10 protein-coding genes are annotated in these 18,768 nt (G+C 35.4%); 2 read left to right on the top strand and 8 right to left on the bottom strand.

Going from position 1 to position 18,768, the window contains the following annotated elements:
• Window positions 1-10 precede the first annotated feature (10 nt).
• A complete protein-coding gene (locus tag PL77_RS23000; RefSeq protein WP_044210756.1) occupies window positions 11-1,441 on the top strand; it encodes a hypothetical protein in 1,431 nt (476 codons plus the stop codon).
• 97 nt (window positions 1,442-1,538) lie between these two features.
• On the opposite strand, the gene PL77_RS23005 is transcribed toward PL77_RS23000, so the two are convergent.
• The 8 genes from PL77_RS23005 to thrC all read right to left on the bottom strand — a co-directional run bounded on the left by PL77_RS23005 (window position 1,539) and on the right by thrC (window position 15,911).
• Complete coding sequence (locus tag PL77_RS23005) at window positions 1,539-3,785, bottom strand: pyridoxal-dependent decarboxylase (protein ID WP_052444663.1); 2,247 nt, start codon at window positions 3,783-3,785, stop codon at window positions 1,539-1,541.
• A gap of 22 nt (window positions 3,786-3,807) precedes the next feature.
• Window positions 3,808-4,605 carry a hypothetical protein gene (locus PL77_RS23010; RefSeq protein WP_044210758.1) on the bottom strand — a complete coding sequence of 266 codons (798 nt, stop codon included), beginning with the start codon at window positions 4,603-4,605 and terminating at the stop codon, window positions 3,808-3,810.
• A 13-nt stretch (window positions 4,606-4,618) separates the two neighbouring features.
• Complete coding sequence (locus PL77_RS23015; protein WP_044210760.1) at window positions 4,619-9,772, bottom strand: AAA family ATPase; 5,154 nt, start codon at window positions 9,770-9,772, stop codon at window positions 4,619-4,621.
• 278 nt (window positions 9,773-10,050) lie between these two features.
• Window positions 10,051-11,448: a TolC family protein gene (locus PL77_RS23020; RefSeq protein WP_044210762.1), complete on the bottom strand. Its 1,398-nt coding sequence runs from the start codon at window positions 11,446-11,448 to the stop codon at window positions 10,051-10,053.
• A gap of 15 nt (window positions 11,449-11,463) precedes the next feature.
• Window positions 11,464-12,585 (bottom strand): HlyD family secretion protein, encoded by a 1,122-nt coding sequence (locus PL77_RS23025; RefSeq protein ID WP_044210764.1) that lies wholly within the window; start codon window positions 12,583-12,585, stop codon window positions 11,464-11,466.
• Window positions 12,586-12,624: 39 nt separating this feature from the next.
• Window positions 12,625-13,023: a DUF3302 domain-containing protein gene (locus tag PL77_RS23030; RefSeq protein WP_082026695.1), complete on the bottom strand. Its 399-nt coding sequence runs from the start codon at window positions 13,021-13,023 to the stop codon at window positions 12,625-12,627.
• Window positions 13,024-13,471: 448 nt separating this feature from the next.
• Entirely contained in the window at window positions 13,472-14,467 is a 996-nt protein-coding gene (locus tag PL77_RS30955) for an AraC family transcriptional regulator (RefSeq protein WP_052444664.1), read from the bottom strand.
• A 118-nt stretch (window positions 14,468-14,585) separates the two neighbouring features.
• A complete protein-coding gene (gene thrC / locus PL77_RS23040; protein WP_044210768.1) occupies window positions 14,586-15,911 on the bottom strand; it encodes a threonine synthase in 1,326 nt (441 codons plus the stop codon).
• A 225-nt stretch (window positions 15,912-16,136) separates the two neighbouring features.
• Between thrC and PL77_RS23045 the strand changes: the two genes are divergently transcribed.
• A complete protein-coding gene (locus PL77_RS23045; protein WP_044210770.1) occupies window positions 16,137-18,374 on the top strand; it encodes a caspase family protein in 2,238 nt (745 codons plus the stop codon).
• The last annotated feature ends 394 nt before the right edge of the window (window positions 18,375-18,768 follow it).

The raw sequence follows: 18,768 nt of genomic DNA on the forward strand, positions 1-18,768 counted from the left end.
TACTCTACAAATGCAGAAGGAAAGAAATCCATGGCAGTGGCTGCCTACTCTTTATTTTGTTGAAGGTCTTCCTTACACAATTGTAATGACCGTGGCGGTCATCATGTATAAAAATTTAGATATCAGTAATGCTGAAATTGCACTTTATACTTCGTGGCTTTATTTACCATGGGTTATCAAGCCTATTTGGAGTCCTGTAGTAGACGTAGTACGTACAAAAAAATGGTGGATATACATGATGCAATTGGTGATTGGTGGTGCTTTTGCCGCAGTTGCGTTCACCCTGCCTATGGATAACTTTTTTCAATATTCCCTTGCTGCATTATGGATCGTAGCACTAACCTCTGCCACCAACGATATTGCTACGGATGGTTTTTATATGATTGGGCTTCGTGATGATCAACAAGCCTTTTTTGTAGGTATTAGAAGTACTTTTTATCGATTAGCGATGTGGGTCGGCCAAGGAGGCATTGTTTATTTAACAGGTCATTTCTATAAAACTTATCAAAACTATACGACAATTTGGAGTACGACTTTCTTGGTTCTTGGTGCAGCTATGGCCGGTTTTAGTCTATTACACAAAGTGATTTTACCAAATACTGAAACACTAAGATCTGATAAAGAACAAGAACGTGGCATTAAAGAAGTGGCTATAATCATTAGTCAGATCTGCATCATTGGGCTTGGAGGTTTTCTTATCAATAAGTTTTTAAATATAGATACCACTTGGACTTACTTAGCATTAGGCGTTTTGGTAGTGATCTATACTTATTTCGACTTAAAGAAAAAAGCAAAGACACAACCTCAAATTCTCAATTCCCCAATTCTGACTTTCTTTAATAAAAAAGGAATCAAACTTTCTATTGGCTTCATTCTATTGTACCGTTTAGGCGAAGCTCAGTTAGTAAAAATTGCTACACCATTTTTATTAGACGATAGACAAGTAGGTGGTATTGGTCTTACGAATGAAGATTTTGGTATTCTATACGGCACCATCGGGCTTGCTTGTTTAGTCGTCGGAGGTGTACTTGGAGGAATAGCTATTTATAGAAAAGGATTAAAGTTTTGGATACTGCCAATGCTTCTTTCTATCAATTTACCTAACCTTGGCTACTGGCTATTAGCCTCTTTTACTCCCGAAGGACTTGTTTTCCCAGGAATTGTAATTGCTATTGAGCAGTTTTTCTATGGTTTCGGTTTTACGGCACTAATGATGTATATGCTCTATATTTCTCAAGGAGAAAATAAAACAGCACATTATGCGGTTTGTACTGGATTAATGGCGTTTGGAATGATGGTACCGGGGATGCCGTCAGGTTATATTCAAGAGTTTCTGGGGTATAGTCATTTCTTTCTTTGGGTGGTCATTTCGGGAATACCCGCTATTGTACTTTGCTTAAAACTGAAAATTGATCCGACATTTGGATTAAGTCAGAAGTAGAACAATTAGATCAGAAAAAGTTCAAAATAAAAAAGAGGCTGTTTACTCCAAATAAACAGCCTCTTATGCTATAAAATAGAATTCAACTTATGCTGAACTACTGTAATTTGCCACTCCAAATTTCCAATACAATTTCTTCCACGGTATTTCCTAGAATCTCAATATACTTAGGAAGGAAAGAACCTTGATCCGTAGCAGTGGTCCAAGGGTTCATCATTGTCGAAATCATAAAAGGAATTGGTGTTTCTTCATCACCTTGTAGTCCTAATCTCAATCTAAGTGAATCGATAAATTCTTTAGAATAATTGTCCAGTGAAAAATTAGAAGATGTAACTACTAATTTAGTCTCCTCCAAATCCTTTTGACCTGGACTAAAACTTAATCTTCTATAGATCTCATTATTCAACAACTGACACTTAGCGGAGTCTGTATTAACACTTCCGTCAGCATTTTTGAAATTAAACATATAAGTATTGATCGTTTGATCTTGCCCAAGTTCTCTGAACAACTTCATAGCCTCTTGGTCTTGAATCAATTCCTCATTACTTACATTGATTATTCTTTCTTGGATGTATTCCATCTGTTGAATGCCTTCCTGAACACTGCCTCCTTTATTGATCACTGGTAAATCAATCAAAGGCACACTGATATAAGGCTTCGATCTATCCAAATTCATACAAACAAGATTGGCGTAAAACTTCTTGGAAGAGAAGAAACACTCACCCAATATTTTACCATAACCTGTTTCGTCTGTTCGAATTACTTTATGGCTAAGGTACGTCGCTGCTGCTGCTGCACCTGGTTTAGAACCTTCAATACCATAAACACCTACAGTAGGATCAAATCCACCATGGAATACTACTGGAGCAGTAAACGTCACCACGTTTCTCATTGATGAATTTCTGTAACATAACCCACCTGCTGGGTAAGGAATATACCCTGCCTTATGTGGATCAACGGTGATAGAATCAGCGTGTTTAAAAGCTTTGTACTGTTCGATTACATAATCACTCATTGGTAAATCCGGCACCAATTGTTCATCGATATCTTCCGGCTGGTTTTTATCTCTCCACAATGTACCGTCTTTACGAATCATTGCAGCGAAATATCCTCCCCATGCGGCATCAACATGAACGCAGAATTCCATTCCTTTCTTTCTGAATTTTTCACGCAAGGCTAAGATCTCTTGCAATGGATCTACTGCACTTTCTTCCGTACTACCAATTACGGCAATTACCGTTAGTACAGGTTGCTTCTTCTCTAAACACTCTTGCAATTGTTTTTCAAGATCCTTCACATCCATTCTACAACGAAGGTCTACTTTTACGGCTCTATTATTAGCAGAACCCAAACCCAATAAAGTAGCTGCTTTAGGCCATGAATAGTGTCTTGTATCAGGTGAAAAAGCAAGTGGTGTATGATAAATATCTCTAAGGTATTTCTGATAATATTCGAGTAAACCAAGACTTTGAACAGAATACTTATTGATAAGATCACCAGAGACTTTCGTATCTATGCCATAATCATCTTCCATATCTTGAGGTAATTGTAACACCTCGTCAATTGGAAGGTTCAAGAGCGTCCAATTATCCAAAGACAATAATTCTTCACTGTCTCCATTTAATAAGGTTACTCTAATCTTTTTTGCAGGAGCTAAAACCTCTTCATTTTGAATCGCCAATGCTACTGCCAAAGCATAGAACTTTACATTTCTGGCCATCCACAAGCCTTCGGTATTCGCTACACTTCCGTCACACGTGATGTGTCCCCAGCTAACAATTTTATTCGTATTTACATCACTTTTTGAGGTCTTATTGGTATTGATCGGCTGTGTATTATAACCTAGCATTTCACATAGATCATTTCCCACTTCTAATTCAAGGAGAGTTGTTACGGGAGATGCTTCTGCTGCTACGTTATTTTGATTGTATAACATCGCCGAGAAGTAGCCCAACATACCAGGTAAAGAAGTATCCCAAAGCATGTGACCAATACTTCTCATACTCCAAAATGGTCCTGAAAGCTGTAATTGGCTCAACAGTTTTTGGTATTCTTTCTGAAGAAAATCAACGGTATTTTTATATTCTTCAGAATCTTTTAACTGTTCTGTGATATATGCGGGGTCATCAGGATAGTAACTTAAACGTGCTTCCTGATGAGCGTCAATTCCTTTTTGTATTAATTCTGAGAATAGAGAAATGTTTTCACCTTTTGTTCCCAAAAACCAAGCTGCAGAAGAATTTGTGCCACTAGATTTTAGATGAAGCTTTAACTCTTCTGGCATTTTTTCAAACTTCTCTCCTAACTGTATTACTCTTTCTGATAGTTCTGTTGTTGACTTCATAGTATAAGTTTTAAGAGAGTGATTAATCGTTATCTGGAGGCATATTGATCAAGGTTGTATCAAAATGAATTGTTCTTTTCACCTTGATAGTATGCAACCCTTCTTTACCTCTTATAATGACATTATGGTCACCGTCTGAAATTGGCGATTTTTCCGGTAAAGACTGACCAGGATATGAGTATAAAGCTGGGAAAGAGATTAATACACCTTGTTCCAGTTCTTCTTGTGTTAAACACTCAGGAACTTCTGCCAATTCTACTTCATGTTGGAAATCAGGGCCAATAGTTACAAAATGGCAAAGGTAAGCTTCTTTTCCTTTACCAAATAAATAATACGTTAGGTTAGGTGTGTAAGTACCTGTATCTGACATATCGAAATGTCTGAAAGCAATCACTTTTTTGATCGTTAAAGTGCTCTTTGCTAATAAAACGGCATGTTCTTCTGGTATAATCGGAACACCTCTGTACATTTCAAATGGGAAGGAATGAATCACATAAGGGTAATTATCAAAGGCTGGATTACCTCCCTTACCGATGTCCGGTAAGATCATTGGGAAAATCTCTTGGATGTTGGCCAATGTATGTGTTCTATTAGGGTATTCCTTTAGATCATTTACATACAACTGTCTATCGTTTTCAGGCATTTCTATTTCCAATATGACTTGATATTGGTGGTTTGGCATCGCAAACATCATGAAATGACTTAAAAACAATGTATCCTCTCCAAGGATAACAAAGCCGTGTTGGTCAGGGGTATCTACAGGATACCCTTTTACTAAATCACTTGATTGAGTAGCATTAGTTAGCTCTAAGTGTTCCATTAAGGTGTAATTTTTAATTGAGTTTAATACCTATTACTAGGATATCGTCGATTTGACTTTCATTAGCTTTTTGCATCCAGTCACTGAGTGTATGCTCTAGTTTGGATACCTGTACTTCTGATTTTTCTTTATGAATATCTAAGAATAGTTGCTTTAACCTTTTAGGGTAAAACTTCCTATTTGCATCACCACCAAATTGATCTTGATAGCCATCTGAGTAAATATATATAGCATCTATTTCTGAGAAATTAAACGTATGCAATTCAAATCCCACATGGTTAGAATGTAATTGTCCAATGGCTGACTTACTTCCTTTTACCGTTTTCAGTTCTCCATCTTTAATGAATACAAAAGGATTTTTAGCTCCAGAATAATATACTTTTTCTTCATCATGATCAAACATACACATGGCCACATCCATACCATCTTTTACTTGAGTAGTCTTAGTTTTCAATGCCTTCTGGAACTCTTTATGCATTCTATCCAATACATCATCTGGCATATATGTATTTTGATCTCTTACAATTTTCTTCAGAATAGAATCACCAATCATACTCATCAATGCCCCTGGTACACCATGACCTGTACAATCTGCCGCAATGATTAAACTCCTATTGTCTTCCAGACTATGGCTAAACCAATAAAAGTCTCCACTTACAATGTCTTTGGGTTTGAAAAATACAGTTGTATCAGGCAAGAATCTATTAATGTCCATCAACCTTGGAAGAATGGCTTGCTGAATCCTTTTAGAATAGTTGATACTTGCTGTAATATTCTGATTTTTACGCTCCAACTCCACGGTTCTTAACCTTACTTTTTCTTCAAGGTTTTCGTAAAGGTTAGAGTTTTCGATAGAAATTGATATTTGAGTGGATAACATCTTCAACAACTCTAAGTGTCTATCACTGAATGCTCCTTTGGTGAGATTATTTTCTAAGTAAAGAATTGCATTACAATGATTGGTGTGTACTAACGGTATGCACAACACCGACAACACGTTGTTTTCCTTTAAATAAATATCTTTATTAAAACGATCATCAGAAGACAAATCTTTCGCCAGCAAGATCTCCATTTTTCTTCCTACATAGTTGACCAATGACATTGGTACTCCTGTTTCATTTGTTTCCTGCTCACTAGAAATATATGATTTTGAAACTTCCCATTTATCATTTTGAGGTAAGAGTACAACAGCTTTTCTCGCTCCTGCATTTTCGGCTATTGTATGAAGCATTTTTTCCAACAAATCATCTAATTTCACTTCTTTCGAGAAGGTTTCAACTGACTTAATAATGGTTTTTACATCAATAGATGCGGTTGTACTTGATGAAGAACTACTTTCTCCTTCAAGAGAGAGATGTTTCGATTTATATTGAGGATAATCTTGTTCGATTAATGCCAACTTTGTTTTTGCACCCCACTTATTGTAGAAATTATAAGCCTTTTCGATGTGGATCATGTGATAGTCATCAAAATCCAGTTCTTTCCAAAGGTCTGATAACAATTCGTGAGCAATAGCGGCATGATTAGAGAAACCGTTCTTCTCCGCATCTTTAATTGCGGCCTTGAAGATCTTTACGGCTTTCATTTTTTTGCCTTCTGCGTAAACCTTCATTGCCTCTACAATCAAAAACATATGTGTAAAATTGTCAGGACAGTTGTCCATCCATTTTTTCATTTGTAATTGATTTTGTGCTACTAAATCAAAGCTTTCCTGAGTTGGTTCATCAATAAGGTGAACCAAACTTTGAATGAAGTTGAACGTTGCAGTGATGATCATACCTGCGATAGCTGGCACTACTTCTGCAACTTTATCAAGGCATGCTTTCGCTAGAGAATAGTTTTTATAAATAAATGAATTTTGTGCTTTGAGGATTAAGAAAAAGGCTACGCCGTTCAAACTATTTCTTTCCAAACACTCTTTCAAATGCTGCTCTTCCTTGAAATGATCTGTATCAAATTCAAATATATCATTAGGGCAATTGGCTAGATTCTCTGCTACTGCCTTCATTGAACGTATTCCATCATTTACCCAAATATGCTTCGTCTTGTTTGTAAATGAAATGTACTCCTCCGCATTTTTGATTACGTCATCCAATGATTGTCCCATAAAAATAGGCTTCATCACTTGGAACATCGAAATATAACCTGGGTATTGTAACTCACCCGACTCCAATCCAAGTTGAAAGCCTTGAGCATTAATTTCTGTAGATGTTTTAACGTGTTTTGTAAATGGATTGATGTAATTCGCAAATAACATGGAGTCCTTACATCTTAGGTATTTGTTGTCAAACTTATGGGTCAATGCCAAGGCCAATTCTCCAAACTGGAACGCCGCCTGATATTCTCCCATCATAGCAGCAATCACACCTCCATAATTTGAATATCCATGAGAAGACTCTGCTGAATGCCCATATTCTAATGCCAAGTTGATAATTTTGGCACTGATCACGGCATACAATTCCATTTGACCTGATAGGTAAGCTGTAGGGATAAGGTTCACCAACAATTGAGTTGAGATGATTTTACTCTGTTGCGTCATTACAGGCTCATCAATCAATGACGGTATAGGCTTGCTTCCAATTTTACCCATCATCTTTTGCACCTCTCCTCCCAACACTTCTTGAAGGTTTTCAGTTTCTAATGTAAGGCCAAGAATACTCAAGGCTTTTACACCCGTTTCTATTCCTCTCAGATAATCGGTTTCAAACGTCAGCTGAATAATGAGCATATTCAGTATTTCTGCTCTTTCTAAATCTGTATGTACATGGCTTTGGATATTCTCAATATATGCTTGAGATTCTTCAAAGTTTCTATTCAAATATTGAACATCCGCTAGTTCTTTGAACAGTTCAAGTGCAATTGTATAATTTTCAGTCCAGACTTCATCTCCCCCTAACAACGCCTTCGCTCTTTCTAAATACTCTAATGAAGATATATAAGCGGAAGATTGTTTCGCTATTTTCCCCGCTTCAAAATTCAATAAGGCAATTCTTTCTCTCTCATAGGTTGTATCGATGATCGAAAGTGCTTCATTGTATTGATTGACCAAATCAAATAAACTCTTAGGATTTTCATTGAATTGGAGGTCTAACAATCGGGCACATTTTAGGTGGTTTCGTACCCTTTCTTTTTCGTTGACGGTTGTATATACTGCCTGCTGAATTTTATCATGAATAAAGATGATGTCTTTTTCAGATTCATATATAATTCCAGATATTAGAGCAGGTTCTAATGTTTTCAATAAACTCTTTTCGTCTTCCTGGAAAACAACTTCCATAAAGCTTTTAGAGATGCTATTACCTAAGCAAGAAATTGGTTTAAGAACAGCCTGAACATCAATTGGTAAACTTTTAATTTTCTCAACCATCAAGTCTACCACATTGGATGTGATATTTTCAATTCTGATTTTTTCAACATCCCATTTCCAAACTAATATATCACCTGCAAATTCAGTGTATAATAGTTTTTTCTCATAGATAACCTCAATAAACCTATTGACAAAAAACGCATTACCATCGGTTTTCTGAATGATTAATTCACTTATCGCGTCTATATTATGCTGATCATAAGTATAATCAGCCACTTCAACCATATCACTGATCAGTGCTTTTATATCCTTTTCCTGAAGATTATCAAGGTGTAAGTTTTCAAACTCAACACCATTTTGAATGATTTCTTTTTGTGTCAGATAATAAGGATGTGAAGTATCTACCTCATTGGTTCTGTAAGCCCCAATAATCAATAAGTATTGAGAAAGATTACTTTCTGAAATTGTTTTAAGTAATCGAAGTGAAGCATTATCAGCCCATTGTAAGTCATCTATAAAAATGATCAAAGGATTGTCCTCATTACAAATCAAACTCACAAACACCTCGAATAAATAACTTAAACGGTTTTGAGCTTCTATACCACTCAATTGTGCCACTTCAGCTTGTTGGCCAATAATCAATTCAAGTGAAGGAATGATATCCGTAAGTACTTTCGCATTGTCTCCTAAACCGATTTTCAGTTTTTCACTCCATTCCTCTAATTGCTCTTGATTATGCGTCAGTATGTTATCAAGATAACGTTGGAAAGCCTGAATCCAAGCAAAATATGGAACAGTCTTTTGGTATTGATCAAACTTACCCTTAATAAAATTGACATTCGAACTTGTGATATACTTGTGGACCTCATTTACTAAAAAGGACTTACCTGTACCCGATAATCCATCAATCATGAGTAGGTTTTTACGTCCATCGACCATTTTTAATGCCGACTCCAATACAGTATTAAATTCTTTGTCTCTACCGTAAAGTTTCTGAGGTATTTTTAATTGATGATTGTAATCTCTCTTGCCTATTTCGAAAGTTTCAAGAGCTTCTTGATTCAAGTTTTCTAAAATAAATTCTAAGTCATGAATCAATCCATTGACCGAATTATATCGATCTTCTGCATCTTTCATGATCATTTTAGAGATCACTTGTTCGATAGCCTTTGGGTAATCACTTCTAAACTTAGAAATTAAAAATGGTTCTCTAGCAATATGAGAATGAATAAGCTCTAATGAATCAGTGACATCGAAAGGTAGATGATTAGTAATTAATTCAAAAAATGTAATACCAAGAGAGTAAATATCTGCTCTATAATCAATCACCCTGTTCATTCGTCCTGTTTGTTCTGGAGCAATATAGTTTAGCGTTCCTTCAAGAGTATCAACGTTATTACTAAATTCAACCCTTGTTTCCATTTTAGAGGAAATACCGAAATCAATAATAGATACTTTCTTGGTCTCTATATCAAAAAGAATATTATTTGGGTTGATATCCTTGTGTACAATCTTGTGACTATGGATATCCTTCAAGATTTTAGAAGCTTTGATTGCTATTTCTAGAAAACGCTTAGGTTTTGAAATTGGGAAAAACTTCTTCAGGGTTTTTCCTGGTGCGTATCTAGACCAAAGAGCTACTTTATCTTTATATTTTTGAATTTTGAGAGGCTCTCTTATTCCATTGATTGAAAGATCTTTTGTCAGGTTTAATTCATTATAAAGTTGAGATAATTCACTCTCTGATGGTGTCTCATTTTGTATAATTTTCAAAGAATAAACTTCCTTCGTATCAGCATCTTCTTTTCTGATGATATTGTAACGTTCGTTAGTGTAAATAAGATCTTCTGAAGTGAGCATAATAAAAATATTGTCAAAAAAATTAAGAGAGTGAAAGTAAGTGAGATATCAGTCACAATGAACGTTTAATTTACATTTGTTTACACAATAAAAACAAGAAAAAGTATAATTATTACATAATAAAACAGCAGAAAAAGCATAAAAATAACAGTGTATAAACAAATGAATACAAAATACATTACACTGCAACGGTAAAAGAATGTTTTTATACAAAAAAACTCCGCATCAATTGATACGGAGTTCAATACACAAAAGTGCACTACAAATTATTCATCCTATTAATTTTTCGCTATGTAATCACCACCTAGAGCAAGATAAAGATTGATCCTTTGAGAAATCTTTTCGTACTTCAAGTTCAACTGATTTGTCGCTTCGTTCAATAGTTGTATCTGCTTCTGTAATAGGGTAAACATATTTTCATTACCAATTTTATACTGCATTTCTGACAATTGGTAAGTACGTTCTAGGTTTTCCAATGCAATTGTAGATTGCGTAAACCTTCCTTCCACTGCATTAATACCATTCAAACTTGTCTCAACTTCGCTTAACGCTGTTAAGTACGATTTTGCATAATATAAAACAGCTTGTTTTTGTGCTTCATTTTGAATTTCAATATTCGATTTGATCGCACCCCATGTGAAGATTGGCGTCACTAAGTTACCTCCAATAGTCACCAATGGGTTTGATAAACCAAATAATGCCTGAGTTGTGGAGTTCACCGCCCCAAAAGAGGAGTTTAAACTCACTTTTGGCCAACGTGCTGCCTTCGCTACTTCTGTATTATAGAAAGCACTTTGGACTGCATATTGACTAATCATGATGTCGGGGCGGTTTTCCAACATACTCATTGGTAAATTTTCAGGTACTTCCGTTGTCAATACAGGAAGTGTTGAAGCAACTTCAATTTCTCCCTTTGGGTATCTACCGATTAACAGCTCAATCGATCTTTTCGTATCTTTTTCGATTTGCTCCAGTTTTACTAAAGTCTCTTTAAACTTGGCTTCCTGAGCATTCATCTGCAATACGTCCGACTCTTTTGCTACACCAATTTTCAATCTAGCTTCATTCAATACAGCCATTTCATTGGTCGCTTCAATAGCCTGATTGAGCAATTCTTTTTGTTGATTAATGAAGACAGAAGTATACCATGCTTTTGCGATTGTGGCTGCTAAAACTTGCTCTAGCTTCTGCTTCCCATATTCAGCAGAATAGATCATTGTTTCAGTTCCTTTCTTAGCATAGCGAAGTTTCCCCCAAAGGTCCACTTCCCATGACATATTGACCATTCCGTAGCCAATAGTCTGATTACCCCCATTAAAATTGTAACCGTTTTGTGCACCAGCACCAAACATAGGCAACAGTCTTGAATTGGCAATTTTCAATGCTGAATTAGCTTGCTCAATTCTTGATGCTGCAATATTAATATCCGCATTAAAACGGTACCCTTCTGCTATAATTGAATCTAGTTCGGCTGTCTCCCATTCTTTTGCCCAACTCAAATCAATATCCGCAGAGTCTATTTCTTCAAATACCCAATCATTTGGAATCTGCATATTTTCCAATGCTTGGTTATCTTCCTTGATCTCATCAGAAGTGGGAGCGTCTTTGAGATTAAGACATCCACTAAGTACCATTGAGGCACCTAGTGAGATGATTATTTTTTGATATAAATGCATAATGAAAGTCTGGTTTTAGTGCGCTTTCAAGATCAAGTAGTTCACTTTCGCTGAAAGACGAATCATCACTTTACGTACTACATAGAAAGGTTGCATTGTAGAAGTATAAACTGCTACAGACCCGTTGGCACCCATTGGAATGTTATAATCCTCTTCCGTAGAAAATTTCACCAAATACTTTCCTCTTTTCTGTAAATTCTGATCGATCTCCGGTACTCTACCACTTGGTAATAACTGACCTCTACTCGATGCCCAAACTACCGACTCTACTTTAGCAGGAATAATCTCACCCGGACGAGTAACGAACGTTAAATCGACCTCGTTACCTTCTTGAATTTTATGCAATTCATTTTGATCGAATGAAGCAATGATATTTTGACGACCTTCTACCAATGACATTAAGTCTGTAAGAGGAAGAGCCATTGCACCCGGACGTAATTGTAAATTGACTACAGTAGCATCAATTGGTGCTTTTACTACTGTTTGTTCCAAGTTCCATTTTGCTTGTTCCAACTTCGCTTCCAACTCTGCAACAGATACTTGCTGACCGTTGTATTCCGCAGTGATGTTAGCCAAAATCGAAGCCTCTTGAGCTTTAATTTGAGCCAATTGAGCTTCTAATTGCTTTACATTATTTTGAGCTTGTTCTAAGTCAAATTTATTACCAGCATTGGCATCAACCAACTCTTGGAATTGACGTTCACGTGTTCTTTGTAAATCCAACTGAGCTTCTACTGCTCTTCTGCTAGCTCTTAATGCATCAACATTTTTATACTGTACACTTACTGATGCTTCTGCTTTTTTAATAGAAGCATTTAATCCTTCAATTTGAGCCAAGAAAGGAGCTTGTTCAATGACAAATAAAGTATCTCCCTTATTAACTCTTGAGTTTTCTTGTACTAAAACATCTTGTACACGACCACGAACATTGGCTTTGATTTGAACGGTTTTATTATAAACTCTTACATCATCTGATGAAGGCATTAGTACGTTCATTGCCAAGATCAGGAAAGAAACCCCGATTACAGGAATAATGAAAACTATGATTTTTGAAGTGGTGTTCCAGGCTAGTAATTTGAATTTGATAAATACCAACCATACAATAAGACAATAAACAATTAATATTAAATCTACCATGATTATTGATTTTATAAAGTTTTGAAGATTAGGCTTTGATTAGGCTACGTCTGTTTTTTTAATTTCTTCAGATTCCTCTGTATCTGAATTCTCACCAAAGGCTTGCTTTTCAGTGACATGAATTTGATATGGATTAGAATAAGCCCAAATCAATGCGATAGGCCATAACATACCTCCCATAACCAATGAAAGTAAACACATGATGTGAATTGAATCTGCTTGAGGATGATTTCTCTTTTTGGCGATTTGCTCAGGAATAACGTGAATCTTCCAGAATACAATCGCTCCAACTACAGGAACAACACTGATTACTACCCAAGCCATAATATCAGCAAAAGCATTTACTTTATCAGGGCTTATCATAGCAAACGCAGAAGTAGGCATTGTTACCAGTACATACATCAGGAATAAAAACGAAAAGGTAATTTTCTTCTTCATCTCAGTTAATATTTTATTAGGTATCTATTTGTGTACCTTCCCGCTGTTTAGGAGGTACTTTTTAATGGTTTTTAGAATTGATAATCCATCAAAGACAACGTGATCATTTCTACACAATCGTTCAATTATCTCATGATGTTAATCGATTATAAGTGTAAATTATGGTTTAAAACAACTCTTTGAAAACGTGTAACTTATTTAATTGATACGTCAAATATAGTTTATGGTTTAACAAATTAATTATTTGAAAATCCATTTATAATTATGCGATTGTTCATTTCAAAATTGTTCACACTTAAACAAACTTATTAATGATAATTATCACCGAAAACAGCTCGAAGGTGAGTAAAATGGAATTGAAATCAGATAGGAAGATGAAGAAAATTTGTAGTTCAAAGAGAGACAAATAGAGGTTTTCCCTTACCATTACAGCCTTAAGAGGTAAAAATCAAAGTATATCAGAATTATAACCCTTTCTAAACTGAACAGGAGTGACACCAAATTCTTTTTTAAATCTGTTTGTAAAATGAGGGATAGATTGATACCCTACTTGAATTGAAATCTCAGAAATAGGCAAGTTTGTTGTTAATAAGAGCGACTTTGCTTTAGATAGCCTCAAGTATTTTATGTAATCATACATCGAATATTTAAAATAGGACTTAAACAAATTGTGAAGTTTTGTCTTAGAGTAACCTATCTTTTTACAAAGCATCTCAATCGTTATTTCTTTATCTAAGTTACTCTTGATATATTCTTCCAAGTCATCCAACTCCATTTGAACTTCTCTTGAAAAAGTAAATTTTTTAATTACTTCCGTTGAGGCTTGCAATTGATTTAATATATCTGCGACAATGATTAATACTAAACCTTTATAGACAGGAGTTTTGATCTCATCAGGATACTCTGTAAACATCAACTCCTCTAGAGATTTTTGATGTTTCAATGTATAAGATTGGCGAGCCAAATAAGATCTATTCGTTGTAAGTCCTACATCTACGTTAGGATATTTATCAATAAAATCTTTATAGTTACGTTTCAGCCAATCAAGCCCTATATGGATTTCAATAAACATCCTAGGCTTACTGACCGGAAAGCGACCAATCATTGTTGAGTTATCAGAATAGATTAATACCTGCTTCTCTTCTCCTAAGACTTCTTGCGGATGTTCTACAAAAACGGTCCCTTCTGGAAAACCTTGAAAAGAAAAACTAATGATAAGAGTTTGTTTATTTTTTCTTGCTTGCTCTTTAAAAAGAATTTCTTCGTTCAATGTAAAATTAATACTACGCACCTGTATTCCATCTTCTACATTATAACTACTAAACCTTCCTTTACCTATTTCATTATCAAAAGTAAAGCTATCAGCACCTTCTGTAAGGTCTGCTTTTAAAGATTTAGCAATGGTCTGAAGCCACTCATCTCTGTTCGTAATTTCAACAAGCATTTTGGTAAAAAAATAAGGATTAGGGGTTCTGGTACTAAAACAAAAAAGGTGAAAAGTAATTGAAATAACTACTTTTCACCTGATATATTTAGAAGAAGAATATGAGGTATTCTTCTGATTAACTCTTCACAAGTTCAGTTTCGTTCAATAAATATTTTTTGAACTGCTTGAAACTAGCTGGCATTAACGTTGCCTCTTTTGGTCTGTCAATGATTTCTTGTAGACGTTGAGGAATTTCGATTTTCTTGTTGATCACTGGCTCAACAATCTCTACGAATTTCACTGGATGTGCTGTAGATAAGAAAACACCTGCTGTCTTTTTACCTAGTTCATTCTCATCCATATACTCTTTCAATGCTTTGTATGCAATAGCCGTATGAGGACACATTACATATTGTGTTTGATCATACACCTCTTTCATTGTTGCTTCAGTGTCGTCATCGCTGTACCAAGCACCTGTAATTCTCTTTGTCAATTTCTCGTAAGAATTACCTGTCAACTCCAATAAACGTGGGAAGTTAGAAGGGTTTCCAACATCCATGGCATTTGAAATTGTTGAAATTGAAGTCTTTGGCTGGAAAACTTCCGTTTTCAAGTAAACAGGAACAACTTTGTTAGAGTTTGTCGCTGCAATAAAGTTTTCTACTTTCAATCCCATTCGGTTCGCGATCAATCCACCACAAAGGTTACCGAAGTTACCACTTGGCGTACAGAATACTACTTTCTTAAATCCTTCTCTCTTCAATTGAGCAAAGGCATTGAAGTAGTAGAATGATTGAGGAATCAAACGACTAATGTTGATAGAGTTCGCTGAAGTAAGATTTAATGCTTCACTTAATTCTTTATCAAGGAACGCTTCTTTTACCAAACGTTGGCAATCATCGAAAGTACCTTCAATCTCAACAGCTTTAATATTACCACCATTGGTCGTCAACTGTTGTTCTTGAATAGGACTTACTTTTCCTTTAGGGTAAAGAATAGTTACTTGAATACCTTCCACACCAAAGAAACCTTGTGCCACAGCACTACCGGTATCACCTGATGTTGCTACTAAAATATGTAGATTTTCTCCTTTGTCTAAGAAATATGACATTAGACGAGCCATAAATCTTGCTCCAAAATCTTTGAATGCTAAAGTAGGACCATGGAATAATTCAAGTGCGTAAATTTGATCTACTACTTTCACTATTGGTGCGTCAAAGTTAACGGCATCATCTACAATCTTGCGAATTTCTTCTGAAGGTACATCTCCACCCAATAAAGTATTGGTTACTTCAAAAGCAATATCTTGGAATGATAGATTCTCAATATTGTCAAAGAATTCTTGAGGTAACTTCGCAATTGTCTCAGGCATGTAAAGACCATTGTCTTCTGGTAACCCTTTGAAGAGTGCTTTCTTTAAACTCGCCTCTTCCGCTTGTCGTTTAGTGCTATAATAGATCATCTTACTTCTTCTTTTCGTTCTCGCATCACATTGATATATCCGTAAAAGATAATCGTGTTTTATTGAAAATATTACAAGCAAATATAGTCATTTAATAAAATATTTCAATAAAATAAGTGATTTACATTTGTTTTTACAATGATTTAATACTCAGCCTTGTTATATTATTTAGTATTTTTGATAAATAGTACAAACAATACTTATTCTGTTGTATTCCTTTTTTTTATGAAAAAAACAATTTTACTCGTATTCATTGCCATCACTTTTTTATTGCAAGATGCTAGTGCTAAAAAAATTGCACTTGTGATTGGCATTGACAAATATGTACCAGACACTCCCACTGGAGAAACACTTACCTGGAGAAACCTTAATGGTGCCGTTAGGGATGCTAACGCAATGTCTAATGTCTTAAAATGTAAATATCAGTTTGATGTTATCAAAGTATTAGACACCCCTGAAGAAACTACTACTAAAGGACTAAAAGAAGCGTTCAAATGGCTTCAAGATAACACAAAAGCAAACGACATCGTCTTCTTCTATTACGCAGGACACGGTTCTCAAGTAGAAAACAGTCGACACTTTGAAGCCGATAAAACACAAGAATGTATTGTTCCTTCTGATGCTTACAAAGGAAAACAGAATTATATTCTTGACACAGAACTTAATGCCTTTTTGCTTTCTTTAACCAATAAAAAAGCAATGGTTACTGCTATTTTTGACAGTTGTCATAGTGGTTCGGTCAGTAGAAATGCCATTACAGCAGAAACGCCTGCTACAAGAAGTTTGAATCACAAGTTCCCTGATATCAAAACTTCAGTACCTAAAACTATTCCTCCTGCTACAAGAGGTGCATTAATTATTTCTGCCGCTCAAAATAATGAAACGGCCTCTGAAACCGTCAACACAGAAGGGCTTCCTCAAGGTGCCTTTACGGATGCATTTCTACAAGCTATAAATGCTTCTCCTTCTGTTGAAAATGTAGCTACATTAGAAAAAAGAATCCGTTCTTTATTACGATTCAACGGTAAAGTACAAACCCCTACTTTCGAAGGACAAGAAGACCGTATGAATAAGGCTTTATTCGGTGAGAACGTTTCTAGTTCTGATAATCCACTTCTATTTGTCGAGAAAGTAAATTCTTCTTCAGGAGAAATAAAATTATTAGGTGGTGCTGCCCTAAAAATCAACAAAGGAACAACGCTTAAAAACGATAAAGGAATTGAACTTGAAATTTCATCTCTCGATGGTATGACAGGTTCTTATGCCAAAGTTACAAGCGGAAGTTTGAGCAGTATCAAAGAAGGTGATGCTTTTGAAGTAAAAGTATGGGCACATGCCAATCATCCTAACCTCGTAGTATATGCTTCAAAAAGCTCGTTGAGCGATATTCAAATCACGAGTATTGGGCACGACCTACAATCACTAAATTCATCTTCTTTTAAAATCATAAAACCATGGGAAGTAGGTACCCACACATTGGCTTTTAATGAAAGTACTGCTCAATGGGTTGTTTCTAATACATGCGGGCAACAAAAAGTGATTCCTAATCCTACTCCCGCTGTTGTAAAGAAAGCTGTAACTGGATTAACATGTGAGGGAAACAGCAATGTTAAACTCTTCGTCAACCTTCCTTTGTCAAGCGGTAAGTACAAAATGCTCGATGATGAATTTGGAGAATCTGCTACCAAATTATCAAAAAGTAGTATTGAAGCTTCTTACATTTTAGGAGGATTCTATGAAGATGGAAAATTAAAGTATGCTTGGACTTTACAATCTGCCAATGCTCAAAGTGAAGAGACAAGAACTCTTCCTACTTATGCCGACCCTGTAAATGTAAATAGCCAATCTTTCAAATTCAATTTGACTGATCAAGCTCAAAAAATTGGAGCTTTAAAAAAGTGGATGACACTTCGATCTCCTGCTAGCATGGCATTTCCATACAAACTATGTCTTCAAGATTTGGATAACGGAAGTATCATTGATGGAGGAAAAATTTACGAAGGACAAAACATGCGTTTAGCTTTCAAAAAAGACCCTGCCTTATTTGCTCGTTGGAAAAAGAGAAACATGTTCTTGTATGTATTTATGATTGATGATGACGGCGAAATGCAATTATTATTACCTTTTGATTTCTCAGACAATAAATCGGATAATATTCTTCAAGGATATGAAAAAGATGTCGTCCCTGTAGATTTAGAAGGCAATTATATTGAATTCACCGTTGAAGGAACAGGGGTGGATAAAATGTTTGTTTTGGCCTCAGAGGAAGCTATTCCGAATCCAGAACAATTATTTAATATAAATGGTGTCCGCTCTACAAGATCTGGAGTGGGAGGAGATCCGTTGGTTAACCTTCTGAACAGCATCAATACAAATACTAGAGGGCTTTCCATGAAAGAACGTAAAGTAAAAGCAGTTTGGAGTATTAGTTCAACTACATTTGAAAGTAGTTTGAGACAGTAAAGGTTCATTCCAAAATATAAAAAGCACAGATCAGTAAAGTGATCTGTGCTTTTTTTAGATTAAAATTTAGAGTTAAACCTGATCAATACTTTTGATGATCTGTTATAAGGGCTTAAAAACACCTTATAGATAAACCAAAGGATAATTAAATAGATAGTCTTTCGCATGATTGAAATTGGTCTGCTTTATAATACAATACGTTTCATCAATAAATAATATACCTAATATAATCAAAAAGTCCTCCGAATTGTTTCAGAATATTGATTGTATCTAATTAATTATTAGTTCCTTTTAATTAAAAAACATATTCAAGCAGACTTACTCTGAGGCCATTTTTAAATAGTTGACAGCCAAAAAGAAAAAAGGTCAACCAAGTATTATTACTCCATTGACC

The sequence above is a fragment of the Flammeovirga sp. OC4 genome, from assembly GCF_000812565.1.
Classification (GTDB): Bacteria; Bacteroidota; Bacteroidia; order Cytophagales; family Flammeovirgaceae; genus Flammeovirga.

Excerpts from the sequence above, each read along its gene's own strand:
- PL77_RS30955 (WP_052444664.1), bottom strand. The coding sequence starts at position 14,467 with ATGCTTGTTGAAATTACGAACAGAGATGAGTGGCTTCAGACCATTGCT.
- PL77_RS23005 (WP_052444663.1), bottom strand. The coding sequence starts at position 3,785 with ATGAAGTCAACAACAGAACTATCAGAAAGAGTAATACAGTTAGGAGAG.
- thrC (WP_044210768.1), bottom strand. The coding sequence starts at position 15,911 with ATGATCTATTATAGCACTAAACGACAAGCGGAAGAGGCGAGTTTAAAG.
- PL77_RS23025 (WP_044210764.1), bottom strand. The coding sequence starts at position 12,585 with ATGGTAGATTTAATATTAATTGTTTATTGTCTTATTGTATGGTTGGTA.
- PL77_RS23010 (WP_044210758.1), bottom strand. The coding sequence starts at position 4,605 with ATGGAACACTTAGAGCTAACTAATGCTACTCAATCAAGTGATTTAGTA.
- PL77_RS23020 (WP_044210762.1), bottom strand. The coding sequence starts at position 11,448 with ATGCATTTATATCAAAAAATAATCATCTCACTAGGTGCCTCAATGGTA.
- PL77_RS23030 (WP_082026695.1), bottom strand. The coding sequence starts at position 13,023 with ATGAAGAAGAAAATTACCTTTTCGTTTTTATTCCTGATGTATGTACTG.
- PL77_RS23015 (WP_044210760.1), bottom strand. The coding sequence starts at position 9,772 with ATGCTCACTTCAGAAGATCTTATTTACACTAACGAACGTTACAATATC.
- PL77_RS23000 (WP_044210756.1), top strand. The coding sequence starts at position 11 with ATGCAGAAGGAAAGAAATCCATGGCAGTGGCTGCCTACTCTTTATTTT.
- PL77_RS23045 (WP_044210770.1), top strand. The coding sequence starts at position 16,137 with ATGAAAAAAACAATTTTACTCGTATTCATTGCCATCACTTTTTTATTG.